This is a genomic window from Lederbergia galactosidilytica (assembly GCF_017873565.1).
Lineage (GTDB): Bacteria > Bacillota > Bacilli > Bacillales > Bacillaceae_C > Lederbergia > Lederbergia galactosidilytica.
Window position 1 is genome coordinate 47,343 of the sequence record NZ_JAGGKH010000002.1, and the last position, 16,671, is coordinate 64,013.

14 protein-coding genes are annotated in these 16,671 nt (G+C 35.3%); 8 read left to right on the forward strand and 6 right to left on the reverse strand.

Features of this window, described 5'->3' with window-relative positions:
* Positions 1-137: 137 nt before the first annotated feature.
* The 3 genes from J2Z23_RS02135 to J2Z23_RS02145 all read left to right on the forward strand — a co-directional run bounded on the left by J2Z23_RS02135 (position 138) and on the right by J2Z23_RS02145 (position 2,847).
* Positions 138-1,205: a helix-turn-helix transcriptional regulator gene (locus J2Z23_RS02135; protein WP_209973133.1), complete on the forward strand. Its 1,068-nt coding sequence runs from the start codon at positions 138-140 to the stop codon at positions 1,203-1,205.
* A 134-nt stretch (positions 1,206-1,339) separates the two neighbouring features.
* Positions 1,340-2,146, forward strand: a complete 807-nt coding sequence (locus tag J2Z23_RS02140; protein ID WP_057988846.1) for an ATP-binding cassette domain-containing protein — start codon at positions 1,340-1,342, stop codon at positions 2,144-2,146.
* Positions 2,143-2,847, forward strand: coding sequence for a hypothetical protein (locus tag J2Z23_RS02145; protein ID WP_057988849.1), 705 nt, complete (start codon positions 2,143-2,145; stop codon positions 2,845-2,847). Before J2Z23_RS02140 ends, J2Z23_RS02145 begins: the two co-directional genes overlap by 4 nt.
* Positions 2,848-2,892: 45 nt before the next feature.
* On the opposite strand, the gene J2Z23_RS02150 is transcribed toward J2Z23_RS02145, so the two are convergent.
* Together J2Z23_RS02150 and J2Z23_RS02155 are read right to left on the reverse strand one after the other, a co-directional pair.
* Positions 2,893-4,683: a cation:proton antiporter gene (locus J2Z23_RS02150; RefSeq protein ID WP_064467989.1), complete on the reverse strand. Its 1,791-nt coding sequence runs from the start codon at positions 4,681-4,683 to the stop codon at positions 2,893-2,895.
* 164 nt (positions 4,684-4,847) lie between these two features.
* The gene (locus J2Z23_RS02155; protein WP_057988853.1) at positions 4,848-5,528 is read right to left on the reverse strand and encodes a TerC family protein; all 681 of its coding nucleotides are present in this window, start codon (positions 5,526-5,528) and stop codon (positions 4,848-4,850) included.
* A 362-nt stretch (positions 5,529-5,890) separates the two neighbouring features.
* Between J2Z23_RS02155 and J2Z23_RS02160 the strand changes: the two genes are divergently transcribed.
* The 5 genes from J2Z23_RS02160 to J2Z23_RS02180 all read left to right on the forward strand — a co-directional run bounded on the left by J2Z23_RS02160 (position 5,891) and on the right by J2Z23_RS02180 (position 10,575).
* On the forward strand, positions 5,891-7,096 hold the full coding sequence (locus J2Z23_RS02160; RefSeq protein WP_057988855.1) for an MFS transporter: 1,206 nt from the start codon (positions 5,891-5,893) through the stop codon (positions 7,094-7,096).
* 172 nt (positions 7,097-7,268) lie between these two features.
* Entirely contained in the window at positions 7,269-8,066 is a 798-nt protein-coding gene (locus tag J2Z23_RS02165; protein WP_057988857.1) for an HAD family hydrolase, read from the forward strand.
* 154 nt (positions 8,067-8,220) lie between these two features.
* Entirely contained in the window at positions 8,221-9,282 is a 1,062-nt protein-coding gene (locus J2Z23_RS02170) for an undecaprenyldiphospho-muramoylpentapeptide beta-N-acetylglucosaminyltransferase (protein ID WP_057988859.1), read from the forward strand.
* A 292-nt stretch (positions 9,283-9,574) separates the two neighbouring features.
* Positions 9,575-9,961 (forward strand): VOC family protein, encoded by a 387-nt coding sequence (locus J2Z23_RS02175; protein ID WP_209973135.1) that lies wholly within the window; start codon positions 9,575-9,577, stop codon positions 9,959-9,961.
* 137 nt (positions 9,962-10,098) lie between these two features.
* Positions 10,099-10,575 (forward strand): mycothiol transferase, encoded by a 477-nt coding sequence (locus J2Z23_RS02180; protein ID WP_209973137.1) that lies wholly within the window; start codon positions 10,099-10,101, stop codon positions 10,573-10,575.
* 338 nt (positions 10,576-10,913) lie between these two features.
* Here J2Z23_RS02180 and J2Z23_RS02185 read toward each other — a convergent pair whose 3' ends face one another.
* The 4 genes from J2Z23_RS02185 to J2Z23_RS02200 form a co-directional block, all read right to left on the reverse strand.
* Positions 10,914-11,375, reverse strand: a complete 462-nt coding sequence (locus tag J2Z23_RS02185; RefSeq protein ID WP_057988866.1) for a staygreen family protein — start codon at positions 11,373-11,375, stop codon at positions 10,914-10,916.
* A gap of 179 nt (positions 11,376-11,554) precedes the next feature.
* Entirely contained in the window at positions 11,555-12,502 is a 948-nt protein-coding gene (argF, locus tag J2Z23_RS02190; protein WP_057988969.1) for an ornithine carbamoyltransferase, read from the reverse strand.
* The gene (locus J2Z23_RS02195) at positions 12,502-15,603 is read right to left on the reverse strand and encodes a carbamoyl phosphate synthase large subunit (protein ID WP_209973138.1); all 3,102 of its coding nucleotides are present in this window, start codon (positions 15,601-15,603) and stop codon (positions 12,502-12,504) included. The genes argF and J2Z23_RS02195 overlap by 1 nt, the downstream gene beginning before the upstream one ends.
* Positions 15,587-16,648 carry a carbamoyl phosphate synthase small subunit gene (locus J2Z23_RS02200; protein ID WP_209973140.1) on the reverse strand — a complete coding sequence of 354 codons (1,062 nt, stop codon included), beginning with the start codon at positions 16,646-16,648 and terminating at the stop codon, positions 15,587-15,589. The genes J2Z23_RS02195 and J2Z23_RS02200 overlap by 17 nt, the downstream gene beginning before the upstream one ends.
* Between the last annotated feature and the right edge of the window lie 23 nt (positions 16,649-16,671).

A 16,671-nucleotide genomic window follows, 5' to 3' on the forward strand; every position in this document is an offset into this window, starting at 1 on the left:
CATAGGACTTAAAAACAACCAATCTTTCTCCAATGACATAAGTTTGTTCGGGTTTGCACTTAGGCATTTGATAGAAAACGCAAGAAATATCAAATGAAAAAAATTTCCTAGTATAATGGTGCTTAGGAGTGAGGTTAATGAATGAATATATCCAACGGATGATTAATTGGGTTGAGGCGCATTTAAAAAGTGGATTCTCCCTAGAACAACTTTCTAACTACATGGGGTATTCTCCTTATTATTGTTCTTTTAAATTCCACCAAATAACAGGTATTAGTATAAGACGTTATATTCTCCTCCGAAGATTGTATTTATCTACAGAAGATTTGATAAATGGCAGAAAAATTATGGATATTGCTTTTAATTATAATTATTCTTCACAAGAAGAATATAGCAGAGCTTTTAAAACCGTTTTCGGGATCACTCCAGGGGAGTTCCAACTTCGTAAATTGCCTGTTCAATCATTTGCTAAACTTACTATACATAAAGAGAAGGATTGGTGTGACATGAATATTTCAAAAAGAGCGGAAATTGAACAGTTACAAAATGAGTTGTTTGATAAAGACGTACTGAATATATTGAATGGACAAGCGATGTATGATGAGTTTAAGACAGAAAAACTCATGGGTGAGGCTGATTATGCTCCTTTTAATGAGGCGATGTGCGTCAACATGACAACAAAGCAAGTTTTTGACCAAGAGTTTGTCGATACACGAGCATCAGGACATAGTGAACTAGTAGAGAATTATATAAAAAAGGTTATAGTACCATTAGAAAATCTTTTTAATAAAAAATATAAATGGATCGTACTATGGTTTGGCGAAGATATGTTTTGTCAAATGAATCTCCTGACAATCCTTGCCTATCTTGAACAGTCGGAGTATAAAGGCAAAGTGTTCTTAAATAGCTTCGGAGAGGATGAATTTAAAGTGAATCAAATTGAACTTCAATTAGGTAACTATCATTCTGTCTACAAAGAAGTATTGATAAATCATAAAAAACCACAAGTGGAGCTACTGCCAGTGATGTATCAAGCAATTGACATCTATTTAAAGATGCTGAACGAAAATAATGCAGTCGTAAAGTATATTTCTAAAAATAAAGATTTGCCTACAACAGAACTAATTAGTAAGTTATTTGATCTATTTCCGACAATTGGGTATGGAGATTTACAATATTTGAAGCTTATAGATAAAATCAAGTGAAAATGAGGGTGTCTTTATAAAAGCATATATTAATTTTGCTAGTTGTATTGAATAATGTTTACGTTTTTATGAACCTATGGAAATATTTACTGCATTATATATATGAAAAATTCCCAACTGAACGGGGGGCAACGATGGAAAATCGCTTAATTAAAGCAACGGACATAAGCAAAGTTATCGCTGGACAAACAATCATAAAGCAAACCTCCTTTTGTTTGCAAGGAAATAAAGCCTTTTGTATTCAAGGGCGTAACGGATCGGGAAAAAGTACCTTATTAAAGTTATTAGCAGGAATTTATGAACCAACACAAGGGATTCTAGAACGGAATACACATAAAATCGGCTATGTCCCTGAACATTTTCCAGAAGGGCTACCTTTCCGGATAAATGAATACTTTGCATATATTACAAATTTTCATAGTCATGTAAAAAAAGAAATAAAGTATTATACCCAATTATTTTCCTTAGATGCTTTTCTCAACACTCCACTTAAACAATGTTCAAAGGGAACTAAACAAAAGGTTGGCATTATCCAAGCGCTGATTAGCAAACCAGATCTATTACTTTTAGACGAGCCGCTTACTGGATTAGATCGAGAGTCACAACAGGTTCTAATCCAGCTGTTGAATGAACAGAAAAGAAAATCGATGATAATTTTCACAGCCCATGAAAAACAGCTAATGGAAAAAATGGCTGATGAACATTATTTTCTTGAAGCAGGGAGATTAATTAAATCCAATATGAAGAGAAGTGGTAAAAAACAAATAAAGTTTCAATATAAGGGAGTCGACAGTTTACATAATCTTCATTTAGTGACACATGATCCAATTGAAAGAACAGCTGTTCTAATTGTTAATTCTGATCAATGTGATCAACAATTACTTCATTTATTAAACAACCAATGTTCAATTTTAGAAGTTAGGGAAGAGGAGAATAGATGAAAGGTTATTTTGTTTATCAATCTTTAAGCTATTTACGCTCTTTAAAATGGATTCCCCCTGTAGTTCTTTATTTCATCTGGGTCTTTATTTTTTATACATATCGAGGGGTTCCTATTTTAAGTAGTTATGGTGTTACAAGCACTGTATTATTATTTATTTCAACTTGGATGACTATGGGGATTTTTTCAATAGATAATGAAACTGAAAAACAATTACTATTTGTTCAATTATCTAGTAAACTTCGATATATATATGGGAAATGGTGTGTTTGCTTTTTCCTGGCCACATCTCTTATTATATTTTCAATTTTTTATCCGATTCTTATTCAAGCATTTAATAGTCCTATGAAGCTGAATCATTATAGCTTCTCGTTGTATGGTCATTGTTACTTCGTCCTTACTGGGATTTTTGTCGGAAGCTTATTTAGCGTAACTGCGTTAGCAGAAAAAAGGTATTCTTGGTTGGGAGCAATGCTTGTTAATATCATCTCCATTACATCGGAAGGAATGATTGAGAAATTTACTAGCTTAAAGTGGCCGTTGTTTTTATTTCCTCCTATTGGAAAGTTACTAGAGTATTTTCAAAGTGAAGATGAAATTGTATTGAAAAATGACGTGGTTCTTTTAATTTTTGGGGGAGTGGTCTATATCTCTCTTGGTTTTCTCCTTATTATTAAATTATTTTTGCAAAAAGAAAGATAAGTGTAACACTCTCCTACTAATGACTTTTTAGTAGGAGAGAGCAGACTATTTATTAGTTAAAACGACCATTTGATCTCCTTCATCGAAAATTAATTTTTGCTTCATTGTAACAAATACAATGGTTCCATTCTTCTTTTTGATGAATAGAGGTGTCACATCTTCCGGTAGTATATCCTTTTCAATCATTCCTTTTTTATCTATTTCTATCGCTTGGATCTGATAGCCAATATTGATTTTTCGATTCAATTCTGTAAACACAGCATCCTCAGAGAATAATAAATGAGCCTTCATTGCCGTGGGGATAGGCATATGTTTTTCTCCATTTCTAGTGCGTACTGGCAAGGCAAATGTGTTATTAAAGCCGAATTCAGGTGCATATGACTGACTCACTAATGCGTTATATGCGGCATCACCTGTCATCGTTAGTATCGTTTCATATGGTGTTAAATCAATTTCAAACTGGGTATGTTCAGCAAGAATTTCACCTTGAAAAGTTCCGATTTCCTTCTCATTTGCTGGTTGTAGCCGCTCGTGAGATGAGTCAATGATCAGGACAGGAATCCCTATTTGTTTAAAATAATCAGCGAGAGCAACAGCAAAACTACTTGCTCCAATTATTAAAATACCAGGCGGTTCATTACTAGCTAGTCCAAGTTTTTTAGCTAAGGGTCCTAAGGAGAAACCGTGAACACAAACTGTAATGAACACAAGTGCAAACGTAAGCGCGGTTAGAAGAGAGGCCCCTTGATACCCATCTTCCACTAAAATAGTAGCAAAATATCCCGATACCGTTAATGCAACAATTCCTCTAGGAGCAATCCAGCCGATTAACGTTTTTTCCTGAATGGTCAATTCTGTTCCAATTGTAGAAACCCAAATGGATAGGGGTCTCACCAAAAATAGCATGGCTAAGACAAAACCAATAATTGGTAATGTAAACACTTCTGCAATAGTTTCTCTTGTTAATGATGAAGTTAATAAAATAAAAACGGTTGACGTCAAAATGACCGATATATTTTCAACGAAATGTCCGACATTTCCAATCGATGAAACATATTTTTTAGTTCGTCCTACTGCTAGACCCATTACGGTGACAGCCAGCATCCCTGTTTCATGCATGGTCACTTCAGCGATCGTAAAACAAATAAGTACAAATGACAAAATAATCGGGGACTTTAAATATTCTGGGAAAAGCCCTTTACTCACCATATACCCGACAAGTAATCCGATTAGGTATCCTAAAATAATCGCAAACAGGGCACCGAGGAAGAAATTTAGCAAGTAGGACGCTGATAAACTTTCATTCGTCAATACTTTAATAACTTGATAAGCAAACAGGGCGAGAAGAGGACCAGCTGGGTCTACGATAATTCCTTCCCATTTTAATACAGCCGCCGTTCGCGGTTTCAATTTCGCATTTCGCAAAAGCGGAATGATAACTGTAGGACCGGTGACAACAAACAGTCCACCAATAATAAATGCAATGGCTAAATCTAAGCCAGCAATAAAATGCGCGGCTAATGAACCTCCGATCCATGCTAAGAAGGCGGCTCCTGTGACAATTCGAAACACTGATTTTGAGATTCCGCGAATCTCGCGCACATCAAGGCTTGAACTACCTTCAAATAAAATAATGGCAACAGCTAAGGAAATCATCGGACTATAAAGCTCACCTAAAGCTTCCTGAGGATTGATCAAGCCAAACACGGGTCCAATTAATATTCCAGCTATGGACATAATAACAATAGAAGGCCATTGAATCCTCCATGCTAACCATTGTGAAAAAATCCCAATTCCAAGAATAATGACGATACTAATTAAGGCTGTTTGCTCCAAATCACTCACCTCTTCAATCTAATGGTTCACTACAACTATAGGGTTAGTCTACCAAATAGATCTATTCATTGACAGCGACAAAGCTATCCGAGTGATTTTGTGGTAAAACAATAAGTAAGAAAGCTGGTGCAATCGATTTTTTACTTACTGAGAAGCGTTTGACTTTATTTTAAATGATTTTGCCGAATACTATTTATATAGGAGTAGCATCCAACCAAGATCACCAAAATGATGACAATATTAGCTGAAATATGAATGAGATTAACATTAGGAAAAAAAGAATTTAGCGATAATATCCATCCTTTTAACCATGGATCACCAATCATTCCGATCACCGCTGTTTGGGCAATAAAGGCACCCGCAATAATGTTGATCCACGCGAATTTTGAAGCTATTTTTATTATGAACGGTAAAAAGCAAAGAGAAACAAGTAAGCTTAAAAAAATTCCGATAATAGCCATGGACATATTTTCTGAGAGCTCGGAAATGATAACCACACTATCTAAACAAATCAAAAAATCTGTTGCTGCTAAGAGCAATAAAACTTTCACCCTAATGGAAATTGAGCGATTAAAAGGAGGGGAGAAGGTTTCATTGGTAAATGATTTTGTAACAAGTTTTAAAGCAATAAAGAGTAAAATCATGCCCATTATGACGTGGATAACTGGCATAGTTAGAAGCGTATCCATTACGACAATATAAAGTGAGCGTGCACATGTAAGAACGACAGCCGCAGGTAAAACAATGTTGACTTGAGGATGTTTTCGAATAATCGCCCCTAAAATAATGAAATTATCCAAATCACTTATAAAGGTAATGAAAAATACTTTTATGATTTCATTCATTAGAATTCCTCTTTTTTCTCTTTTCACTATCTGTATGCAAGGATTTAGCAATCATTAAACATAATATCTTTTTATTGACTAAACAATAATTTTTTTGGCTTAACCTTGATTATTGGGATCTTCCTGGCTGAGAATTATCGGGTGTTTGTGCGCTGTGCAGAAGATTGTATCAGTGCAGGCAAGTTTCTCGCTAAATAACTTGGAACGCTGCCGACATGCGCTCACTCCATCTCTGAACAACTGAGATGGAGTTTTAATTAAAAAATTTTATTTTTATGAAAACTATTAGACCTTATGCAGGATTCCTGATAATATGGGATGGATGCATAATACAGCAGAAGAATACATAGGAGAATCATAGAATGAAAAAGTTTATTTGGATTGCCTGTCTTATTTATTGTTTGAATGGTTTTGGCCATATTATTATTGGTACGATCTTAGAACCAATGGTCTCATCATATGGAATTCAATATGGTGATGGTGGACAACTGATCATGAATCAATTTTTAGGTTTTTTGGTAGGGGTATTAGTGGCACCGTTACTAGTAAATCGATTGGGTAGAAGAATTACTTTAGCCATTGCCTTACTGTCATTTGCTATTTCCCAATTTATTTTTGGTTCACTACCAAATTGGAATTTATTATTATTTGTTGCTCCATTTGCTGGAGCAGGGATAGGTATCGGTGAAACAGTTGTTGCTGCCTTAATTGTTGCTCACTTAAAAGAAAAAAAGGCATCTACGTTAATACTTGTTGAGGTATTCTTTGGTGTGGGAGCCTTGTTAATCCCGATTATTTCTGCCTTTCTTATTGCCAAGAATATCTGGAATGTCTCCTTTTCCTTTGTAGCCTGTGTCACGACGATAACATTGCTGTTTTGGCTTTTCTCCTCCTTTGGTGAGATGGATTCTGTTTTAAAAAAGCAGCCTAAGCAAGTAGATGAAAATGGCAGGAAACCCGAAAAACTTCGGTATACTCGGAATCAAATTCCAATAGTAATCATCGGGGCCGTTTTTTTCTTTATGTACGTTGGAGCTGAAATGGTTTTACCCAACTATTTACCAACCATCCTACATAAAACAACGCAATTAGAAGCTTCCTCCCTAGCTTTAAGTATTACTGTTTTTTGGTTGGCGATGACAATTGGGCGTATGTTTATGACATTTATTGTTGACAGAATTGGTTATACAAAGCTATTCGTAGTTAGCTGTATTGGACAATTTTTAGGATTAATTGTTTTTGCCTTATCCCCATCCATTTGGATTAGTTATGGGGCGATCTTTTTTACTGGATTATTAATGGGCGGAATTTTCTCGATTGGCTTGCTGATTATTAATGATACTTCCAAAGGACATGAAGAGAGAACAACAAGTCTCTTAGTTGCGCTAGGTGGGTTAGGTGGCGCAATTTTACCAAAGCTTGTAGGTGAATTAATCGATCGTTTCGCTATTTCTGTTACGTTATGGACAATGGTTGGCTTTGCCTTTATTTTAGTAAGTTTAATGGGTGTTATTTTTTACCTTAAGAATAAATCAGAGCAAGTAGAAATTGAAAGCAAAGTATCATAGTCATAGTAACGAATTGGCATCTGTTTCGTTGTCTTATTAAATGTTGGAGACCTTACTTTTTATGGTAAGGTCTTTCATTAATATGCAAGTTTTTCATTTATCAAACACTTCTTATATTAATATTATGGTAAACTCATAATATAAATTACATATAAATGGAGAGAGGTTCAACATGATTAAAGCTGTTTTTTTTGATTTGGATGATACGTTACTATGGGACAAAAAAAGCATACGAGAAGCTTTTAAGTCTACATGTAAAATTGCGGAAGAACGTTATGGGGTAGAAGCGGAGAAACTTGAGGACGCGGTCCGTGAGCATGCTTCAAAGCTTTATGCCTCGTACGAAACATACCCTTTTACACAAATGATCGGCATTAATCCATTTGAAGGACTTTGGGGAAACTTTCGTGATGATCATGATGAATTCAGGAAGATGAAGGACATCGTTCCAACTTACCGAAAAGATGCATGGACATTAGGATTACAATCTCTCGGTATTAATGATACAGATTTTGGTTTTGAATTGGCTGAACGTTTTCCGGAAGAGCGAAAGAAATTACCGTTTGTATATGAAGATACTTTTGCTGTATTAGACCGTTTAAAAGAAGATTATCGGCTTTTACTTCTAACAAATGGATCTCCTGATTTGCAGCAAACTAAGCTTACCATTACACCTGAACTTACACCTTATTTTGAGCAAATCGTTATTTCTGGTGGTTTTGGGAAAGGAAAACCAGATCCAACCATTTTTGAACATGCTTTATCCTTAATGTCGTTACATAAGGAAGAAGCGATTATGGTGGGAGATAATTTAATGACCGATATACTTGGGGCTAATCGGATTGGAATGAAGTCCGTATGGATCAATCGTGAAAATAAAGAGAGAACAGAAGTGATTCCCACTTTTGAAATTCAACAACTCGGTGATTTGCATCAACTTTTAGATGAATTGAATAAAGTGAAGCTATAAGAAAAAGCCGTAGAGATGTATTCACTATCTACGGCTTTTTAGAAAAGATTATTTTCTGTTAATGCGAACCGTAATACTTTTCACCGATGAAAAACCGAAATGCAAACAGAACTTCCCACAAGAAATAAAATAAGCTAGCTATAAAGGAGAAGCTATGAAAAATAAAAAGATTGTCTTTACTGGTGGTGGATCAGCGGGACATGTGACACCTAATATCGCGATCATAAAAGAACTAGGCCAAGATTGGGATATATCTTATGTTGGTTCTAGAAAAGGCATTGAAAGAGAATTGATCCAAAAACTGAATATCTCTTATTACGGCATTCATAGTGGAAAATTGAGAAGGTATTTTGATGTTCAAAATGTGAAAGACATTTTCCATGTCTTAAAAGGATATTTTGAAGCGAAAAAAATTCTTAAAAATTTAAACCCCCATCTAGTTTTTTCAAAAGGTGGATTTGTTTCCGTACCTGTAATTTTAGCTGCAAAAACACTTAAAATTCCTGTCTTTATTCATGAAAGTGATATGACACCTGGACTGGCTAACAAAATTTCACAAAGATTTGCTACGAAAATCTTTACCTCATTCGATGAAGCAAAAAGATTTTTTCCAGAACATAAAACGATTACGATTGGTTCACCAATTAGAAAAGAAATTATGAAAGGCTCAGTTAGACGTGCAAGATCTTTCCTTGGATTTCATTCTCAGCTCCCTATTTTAACGATAATGGGCGGTAGCTTAGGCGCAAAAACAATTAATGAAGTCGTTAGATCATCTTTAAAAGAACTCACTAAGAAATACCAAATTGTTCATTTATGTGGAAAGGGGAACAAAGATGAGCAGTTTTCCATGTTTCCTGGTTATCGTCAATTTGAATATCTGCATGATGAATTACCAGATATTTTAGCTGCCACAGATATCATCATGACAAGAGGTGGCTCTAATGCGATATTTGAATTTTTAGCCCTCCGCAAACCAATGCTCATTATACCTTTAGGATTAGATCAAAGTAGGGGTGATCAAATATTAAACGCCAAAGCCTTTGAAAATAAAGGGTATTCCATTACCTTGGAGGAAGAAAACCTTAATAATGAGACATTATTGGCACATGTAGATAAAATCTATAAAAATAAGATAAGTTTTCAAGAAAAAATGAAGTCCTCACAAAAGAGTGAAGCACTAGATATACTTTTGAGTGAGATTAATAGTCTTTAAAATTACTATAAATCTAACTGAGGGAACATTTTAATTAGATATTACGGTCAGATCTTCCTCATCAGCCAACTATTGAATAAAAAATAAAAAAATTAAAGGATAAAAACTGATATTTGTCGTATTAAATATTTACCAAGTTTTTATTTTGCAAATGTTATTTTCTAAATCTAAAATTAAAATTGGAATCAAGATGGAGGCAAGATTTGGAAATGTATCGGGACGATGATACATAGGAGTTCAGTTCTGTTCCAAGACGCTCAAAATTGAAAAGAAAGTGAGGAGAAAAGATAAAATGAGAGCTGAAGTAAATCTGATAACTATAGTAACGGATGACATAGTAGTAATGACTAATTTTTACCGAGATGTCTTAGGATTTACAATTCAAAGCGAATCTCCAAGTAATGTTGAGTTCAATAATGAGGGAGTAAGGTTTTCAATATGTTCGAGACAAATTATGTCAGATATTACTGATGGCCATAGTTCTTTTAAAGAGGCAAAGAAAGGACAATCGTTTGAATTGGCTTTTCCTTGTGAAACACCAAAAGAAGTTGAGAATTCCTATAAAGATATAATTAAAAAGGGCGCAACCCCGATAAAAGAACCTTCGGAAATGCCATGGGGTCAGACAACCGCCTTTTTTGCAGATCCTGATGGAAATATTCATGAGATATTTTGTTAATATAAGGATATTTAGTCAGGAATTGATTGGTAAATAGATGCTAAATTATTGATTAAATATCAAGACCATTCTGAATTTTCAATCTACTAAGGAACCAAACTTTTTCATTAAATAATAACAAAGGGAGGTGAAATAAGATGATTATCACGAAAATTGATGGCCATGCAGAACAGGTTAGCTACTTAATCTGCATGATGAATTATACTAGAAATGTTACCCTTAGCAGTGTCCAGGGATTAACCCAAACACAGCTAGATTCATTGTTAGATGTAAATAGCAATTCGATCGGAGCCCTTTTATTACATATTGCTGCTATTGAATATGCCTACTTCATTAATACATTTGAGGAAAGAGAACTAAACAAAGATGAACAAATTCAATGGGGAGCAGCTATCCGATTAGGCGATGAAGGAAGAGAAAAGATACGTGGTAATGATTTATGTTATTATATTCAGAACTTAAATGATGTTAGAAGTAATACTTTAAAAAGGTTTAAAGATGTAGATAATGAGTGGCTCCACATGATCGATGAGCACTATAATGGAATTCCAATCAATCGTTTTTTTAAATGGTTTCATAGAGGACAAATAAATCTCATTAGGAGAATGATTTAGTGTAAAAAAGAAGAAACCGACTATAAAGGCTAATGTAAGTTGCTTGGTTAATTTCTGGAAATTCATCTGTAAAAGTATAACTATAACAAACGCGTCTAGAAATTTCTTATTGTATGAACAACCTAGAGAAGAATGGTGGTAGTTATTATATTATGTTTTATTTTTCTAGTTTACATAATATATATTATCGGAAGTTGTACCTGTACTAAATTAATAGGTCTCATAGCTCAAGTATACTATTATTAATGAGACAAAATTATTTTTTTGGAATTTTAAACTATTTTCAGTTTTACTCGAAAATAAAACCGGAATATTAATATCCGGTCAACTTAAAATTATTATTCAGCTTTTTCTTCTAACATATATTTTCGTGGTGTGCCGAAATTTTCTATTTTTATCAATTGAGATTGTCGATTATACAGTTCAAGCAAAATTGGTGCATCCAATAACCATGGCACATGTTGAAATAAATAATAGTCCGACTTTATTATTAGTGCTAATACTTGCGTGATTTTATTTCTCCATTGCTGAACTGGCTTGCTATTTTTCTCTCGTAAAGTTGTTTCGAAATAATTAAGTTTTCCTGTAAGGACATATTCCCCTAGTTTTGGCATCCATTCTAGTATGAATGGCTTTTCGATTTTATCTTCACAACAACGATTAGATGACAAACCTATTGTTAAAACGCGATTTGTACCAAACAGCGGATCAATTATATATTGTCGTCCATCCACCGGAGCGAAATTTGTTGCTGGAGGAACGATGATCACAGTAAGCTGGTTTACCTGTAGCTTTTCCATTTTCCAACTCCTCCTTAATAATTGTTATTACTTCATTATATGGAAAAGGCCTATATGGGTGAATGTTTAGAATTAATCCTTAAGTTCTAGGCGACTGCTATAATTCCCTATTTCCTCCTTCCATATAAAAAAGATGAAATCTAAGAATGATTTCATCTTGAAAAATTAGTTTAAAGACTTTATTCGCTCATTAAAGCAACCATAAGAGCCTTTTGAGCGTGCAAACGATTCTCCGCTTCATCAAAGACGTAAGACTGTTGACCATCAATCACTTCGGCAGTTACCTCTTGCCCTCTTTTGGCAGGTAAACAATGAAGGAAGATCGCTTCTTGGTCTGCATATGACATTAGCTCACTATTTACTTGATATGATTGGAAAGTCTCTAAACGAACTGTCTCTTCCTCTTCCCATCCCATGCTCGTCCAAACATCTGTATATACGGCATCAGCGTTTTGAACAGCCTCTTTCGCGTCATTCGTGATAAGAATCTTAGCTCCCGTTTCTGTGGCAATTTTTAAAGTTAAATTAACAATCTCTTGTTTGGGCTCGTATCCTATTGGGGAGGCAATCGAGCAATCCATTCCAAGCTTTGCGCAACCAATCAGTAGTGAGTGGGCCATATTGTTGCCATCACCGATATAAGCTAGCTTTCTGCCTTTCAACTCCCCTTTTACTTCATATAATGTCATTAAATCTGCTAAGACTTGACAAGGATGAAAATCATTTGTTAAGGCATTAATTACAGGGACATCGGCATGAGCTGCTAATTCTTCAACACCAGCATGCTCATAAGAGCGGATCATAATGCCATCGACATAACGCGATAAGACCTTAGCTGTATCGGCGATTGTCTCTCCTCTTCCTAATTGAATGTCATTGCTGCTTAAAAATAAGGCATGGCCTCCTAGTTGATTCATTCCAACTTCAAAAGAAACGCGTGTTCTAGTAGATGATTTTTCGAAAATCATTCCTAATGTTTTTCCTTTTAAATAATGGTGAGTAATCCCTTGTTTTTGTAATTTTTTTAACTCAATCGCATTTTCTATTAATTGAATAATTTCCTCTGATGAGAAGTCTGCTAATGTTAAAAAGTCTCTTCCTTTTAACTGATTGATTATCGTTTCCATTACATCACCTTCTCTTTTTTCTGTTTTATCTGATGCCATTCATGTAAAGATACAGGAGGAATAATCTCTTGCTTTATTACTTTTAGAATTGCTATCAAAGTCTCCATTTCTGTGATCACTTTATGTTGGGCCGCAGATGCAGCCATTCTTTTGTCTGCAGAAACATCCGTCTCTGAGAAGCTGACAAGGATAGAACCTCTACTATTCTTTAGCCACTCGTTAAAAGGAGCATCGGTGATGGCAATACCATATTGATTTAGAATCTCTTGGATATTAGCAAAATCCGTTTCATCAGCATCAACATAGATTGCTGAATCGGGTTGGATAGAATGACCATCCCAATTTATCGCTTTCGTTAGGGCCTCATTAAAACTATGACCAAAAGCAATCACTTCTCCTGTCGATTTCATTTCAGGTGTCAAAATAGGGTCTACTCCATCAAGTTTACCAGTAGAAAAGATTGGATTTTTAATAGCATAATAATTTTGCTTAATTGGTTTTTCCTGTATGATATCTTTTCCAATTAGGATATTAATACATTCTTCGATCAAGTTTACCCCAGTCATCTTACTAATAATTGGTACTGTACGCGAAGCCCTAGGATTAACTTCTAAAACATACACTTCATCATTGTACACGACAAACTGTACATTAAAAATACCTTTAAAGCTGAGTTTCTTCGCAATTTGTTCAGCAAAATGATAAGCTTTTTGTTGATCTTCTTGAGAAACTGTTATCGGAGGTGTCACTGCCATACTATCACCTGAATGGACACCTGCTTTTTCAATATGTTCAAAGAAGCCAGGAACATAAATATTATGACCATTTGAAAGAACATCTATTTCCATTTCTTTCCCTTTATAATAAGCATCCAATAATACAGGATAGGCTATTTTGTGTAGATGATTTTGCAACTGTTCTTCTCGCTCTATAATCAACATCCCTTGCCCACCAATAACATAAGAAGGACGTAATAAAAGTGGGTATCCTACCGCTTCTATCTTAGCTAACAATTCATCTTCATTTCCCGCAGATACACCAGGTATGTGAGGTATCTGCAATTCTTGTAATAAGGTATAAAAACGATCGCGATCTTCCAAAACATCAATTTGCTCTTGAGAAATAGAAAGAAGTGGAATGCCATTTTCTTCTAGAACTTGGGCTAAATTAATAGAAGTTTGACCTCCTAATTGAATAATCACGCCATCAGGTTGCTCGTAATCAAGTACATTTAGTACATCTTCTGCAGAAAGTGGTTCAAAGTACAAACGATCTGCTATTTGAAAATCAGTACTTACAGTCCCTGGGTTATTATTAATTAATATTGCCTCATAGCCAGCTTTTTTTAAAGCTAAAACTCCATGTACCGTACAATAATCAAATTCAATTCCTTGCCCTATTCTAACAGGACCTGAACCGATAATAGCGATTTTAGGTTTATCCTTTTTAGTAAATGTATCCCCTTTTCCCTTCCATGTTGAGTAAAAATAAGGGGCCGCAGCTGGATATATACCTGCACAGGAATCAACCATATTATATACAGGCTGTATTCCTAACTCTTTTTGTTTTAATCTAACCTGCTTTAAACTTGTTTGCCAAGTATCTGCTAACCAGGCATCGGAAAAACCAAGTCCTTTCACTTTCTTATAGAAATCTTTTTCGATCTCAGATAAATTGGTTTCCTTTATTTTATTCTCCATTTGGACAAGTAGTTCCAGATTTTCCAAGAAAAAAGGTTGAATTGATGTTTCGTCATGGATCTCTTTAACTGAAATGCCACGTCTCATAAGTTCTAGAATAGAGAAAAGACGGATATCATCGGGTAATAAGACAGATTGCCACAACTTTTCAATTGGATAGTTTGAAAGATCTTTAAATTCGAGTCCTAACGTAGGCATTTCTAATGAACGGATCGCTTTTTGAAGAGCTCCTGGTAAGTGACGATCAATGGCCATGATTTCTCCTGTTGCTTTCATTTGGGTTCCCAATTTACGGTCAGCCTCAAGAAACTTATCAAATGGCCATCTAGGCATTTTTACCACTGTATAATCGACAACCGGCTCCATACTAGCAAAAGTAATCCCGGTAACTGGATTAGTTAATTCATGTAATTGATAACCTAGAGATAGCTTTGCTGCCATTTTCGCAATCGGATAACCAGTAGCTTTGGAGGCCAACGCTGATGAACGACTTAATCTAGGGTTAACCTCAATTAAGTAGTATTGGCTAGAATGTGGATCTTGTGCAAACTGAATATTGCATCCGCCGATAATTTTTAAAGCGCGAATAATCTTAACAGCTGATCCATATAAGGTCGCATATTCATCGCTACTTAATGTTTGCTGCGGAGCAATGACAATGGAATCGCCTGTGTGTACACCAACGGGGTCAAAGTTTTCCATACTACAAATAGCAATACAAGTATCATTGTTATCACGGATCATTTCAAATTCTAATTCTTTAAATCCGGCAATACTCTTTTCTATTAAACATTGTGTAATTGGACTTGCTTCTAAGCCTTTTTTAACAACGGAGATTAGCTCTTTCTCGGTGGAAACAATTCCACCGCCCCCACCTCCAAGTGTGTAGGCTGGTCGAATAATAACAGGATAGCCGATCTTAGTGGCGAAATTCACCGCTTCTTCAACTGTATGGATAATTTCACTCTCCGGAACTGGCTCCCCTAATTTATGCATCAAACTACGAAATGCCTCTCGATCTTCTCCCTCACGAATTGATTCTGGCGATGTTCCTAATACTTCGACATTGTTTTGTTGAAGAATACCTTCTTCATATAATTTAACCGTTAAGTTCAGTCCTGTCTGTCCGCCTAAGGTTCCTAGAATCGCATCTGGCTTTTCCTTTTTAATAACTTTTTCAATACTGTCCACTGTCATTGGTTCAAAATAAACGATATCAGCAATTTGCTCATCAGTCATAATGGTAGCTGGATTATTATTGACCAACACAACTTTGATTCCTTCCTCTTTCAAAGCTAGGCAAGCCTGGGTACCAGCGTAATCAAATTCCGCTGCTTGCCCTATCATAATGGGCCCTGAACCAATAACGAGTACTTTCTTGATGTCATTTCGCTTCGGCATACAACTTTTCCCCTTTACTTTGTTCCAATTGTTTAAAATAAGCAGTTTTTATAAATGACTCTAACTTATAATTAGTTCCATCTGGATGAAATTGGTAAGTAGTAATAGGGAAATCCTGATGAATTAACCCTTCAACATCACCATCCTGCACGGAAAGAAACGATGGCTTAAAACCAGTCTCTTCAAGGTCTTGTAAAGAAATATGATACCCATGATTCTGATTCGTTAAATATACCTGCTTAGAGGAAGTGTGATAGATTGCATGTTTACAACCCCTGTGTCCCCATTTCATTTTTTCAATATTTCCTCCAAAAGCAAGAGCGAGAATTTGATGTCCCAAACCAAACGCCATTGTGGGATATGACTTTGCTACCTTAGCATAGTCTTCAAAATACTGTTGATATTCACCTGGATGGCCGCTTCCTCCAGAAAAGATCACTCCATCAGGTGCAATTTCAGTAATGGCAGAAGCCGTTGTCCCAGCAGGAAGAATCGTCAGTTTACAATGGAAACTTTTTAACCAATTAAGTAATGACTTTTTAATGCCAAAATTAAGTACAACTAGATTATTTTTCTCATTCGCATTCAACACTATAGGTTTTTCTTCACTTTTTGTCTTTTGACAGTCGGCTTGGGAATCTAATTTATGATCTTCAGCAGTCAGCTCTGCAGACATTTCTCCATCTTTTAATAACTCCTTAATGATAGTCCGGGTATCCATACTACTCATAATCGGAATTCCTCTTTCATTAAAGAAGGATAGCCAGCTTTCTTCAACATCAGAATGAACTAATATTTCTTGTTGAGTGATTAAAGCGCTCAACTGCAAATCTTCACTTTCAAACTTGGCAGGATCAAAGTGGGAATGAAGGACTCCTGGATAAGTGGCCACTACAATTTTCCCTTTTGTTTCAGGATCTGTCATAAATTCTAAAAAGTTTCCCATCCCTGTATAAAAAATAATTTCTCCTTTGCAATGGGTCACATCCCCGTGCCATAGGCCGGTATATTGTTTTTTATTTGCTAATTGGATTATACCTTTCATTCATACCGACTCCCTTTGTATCT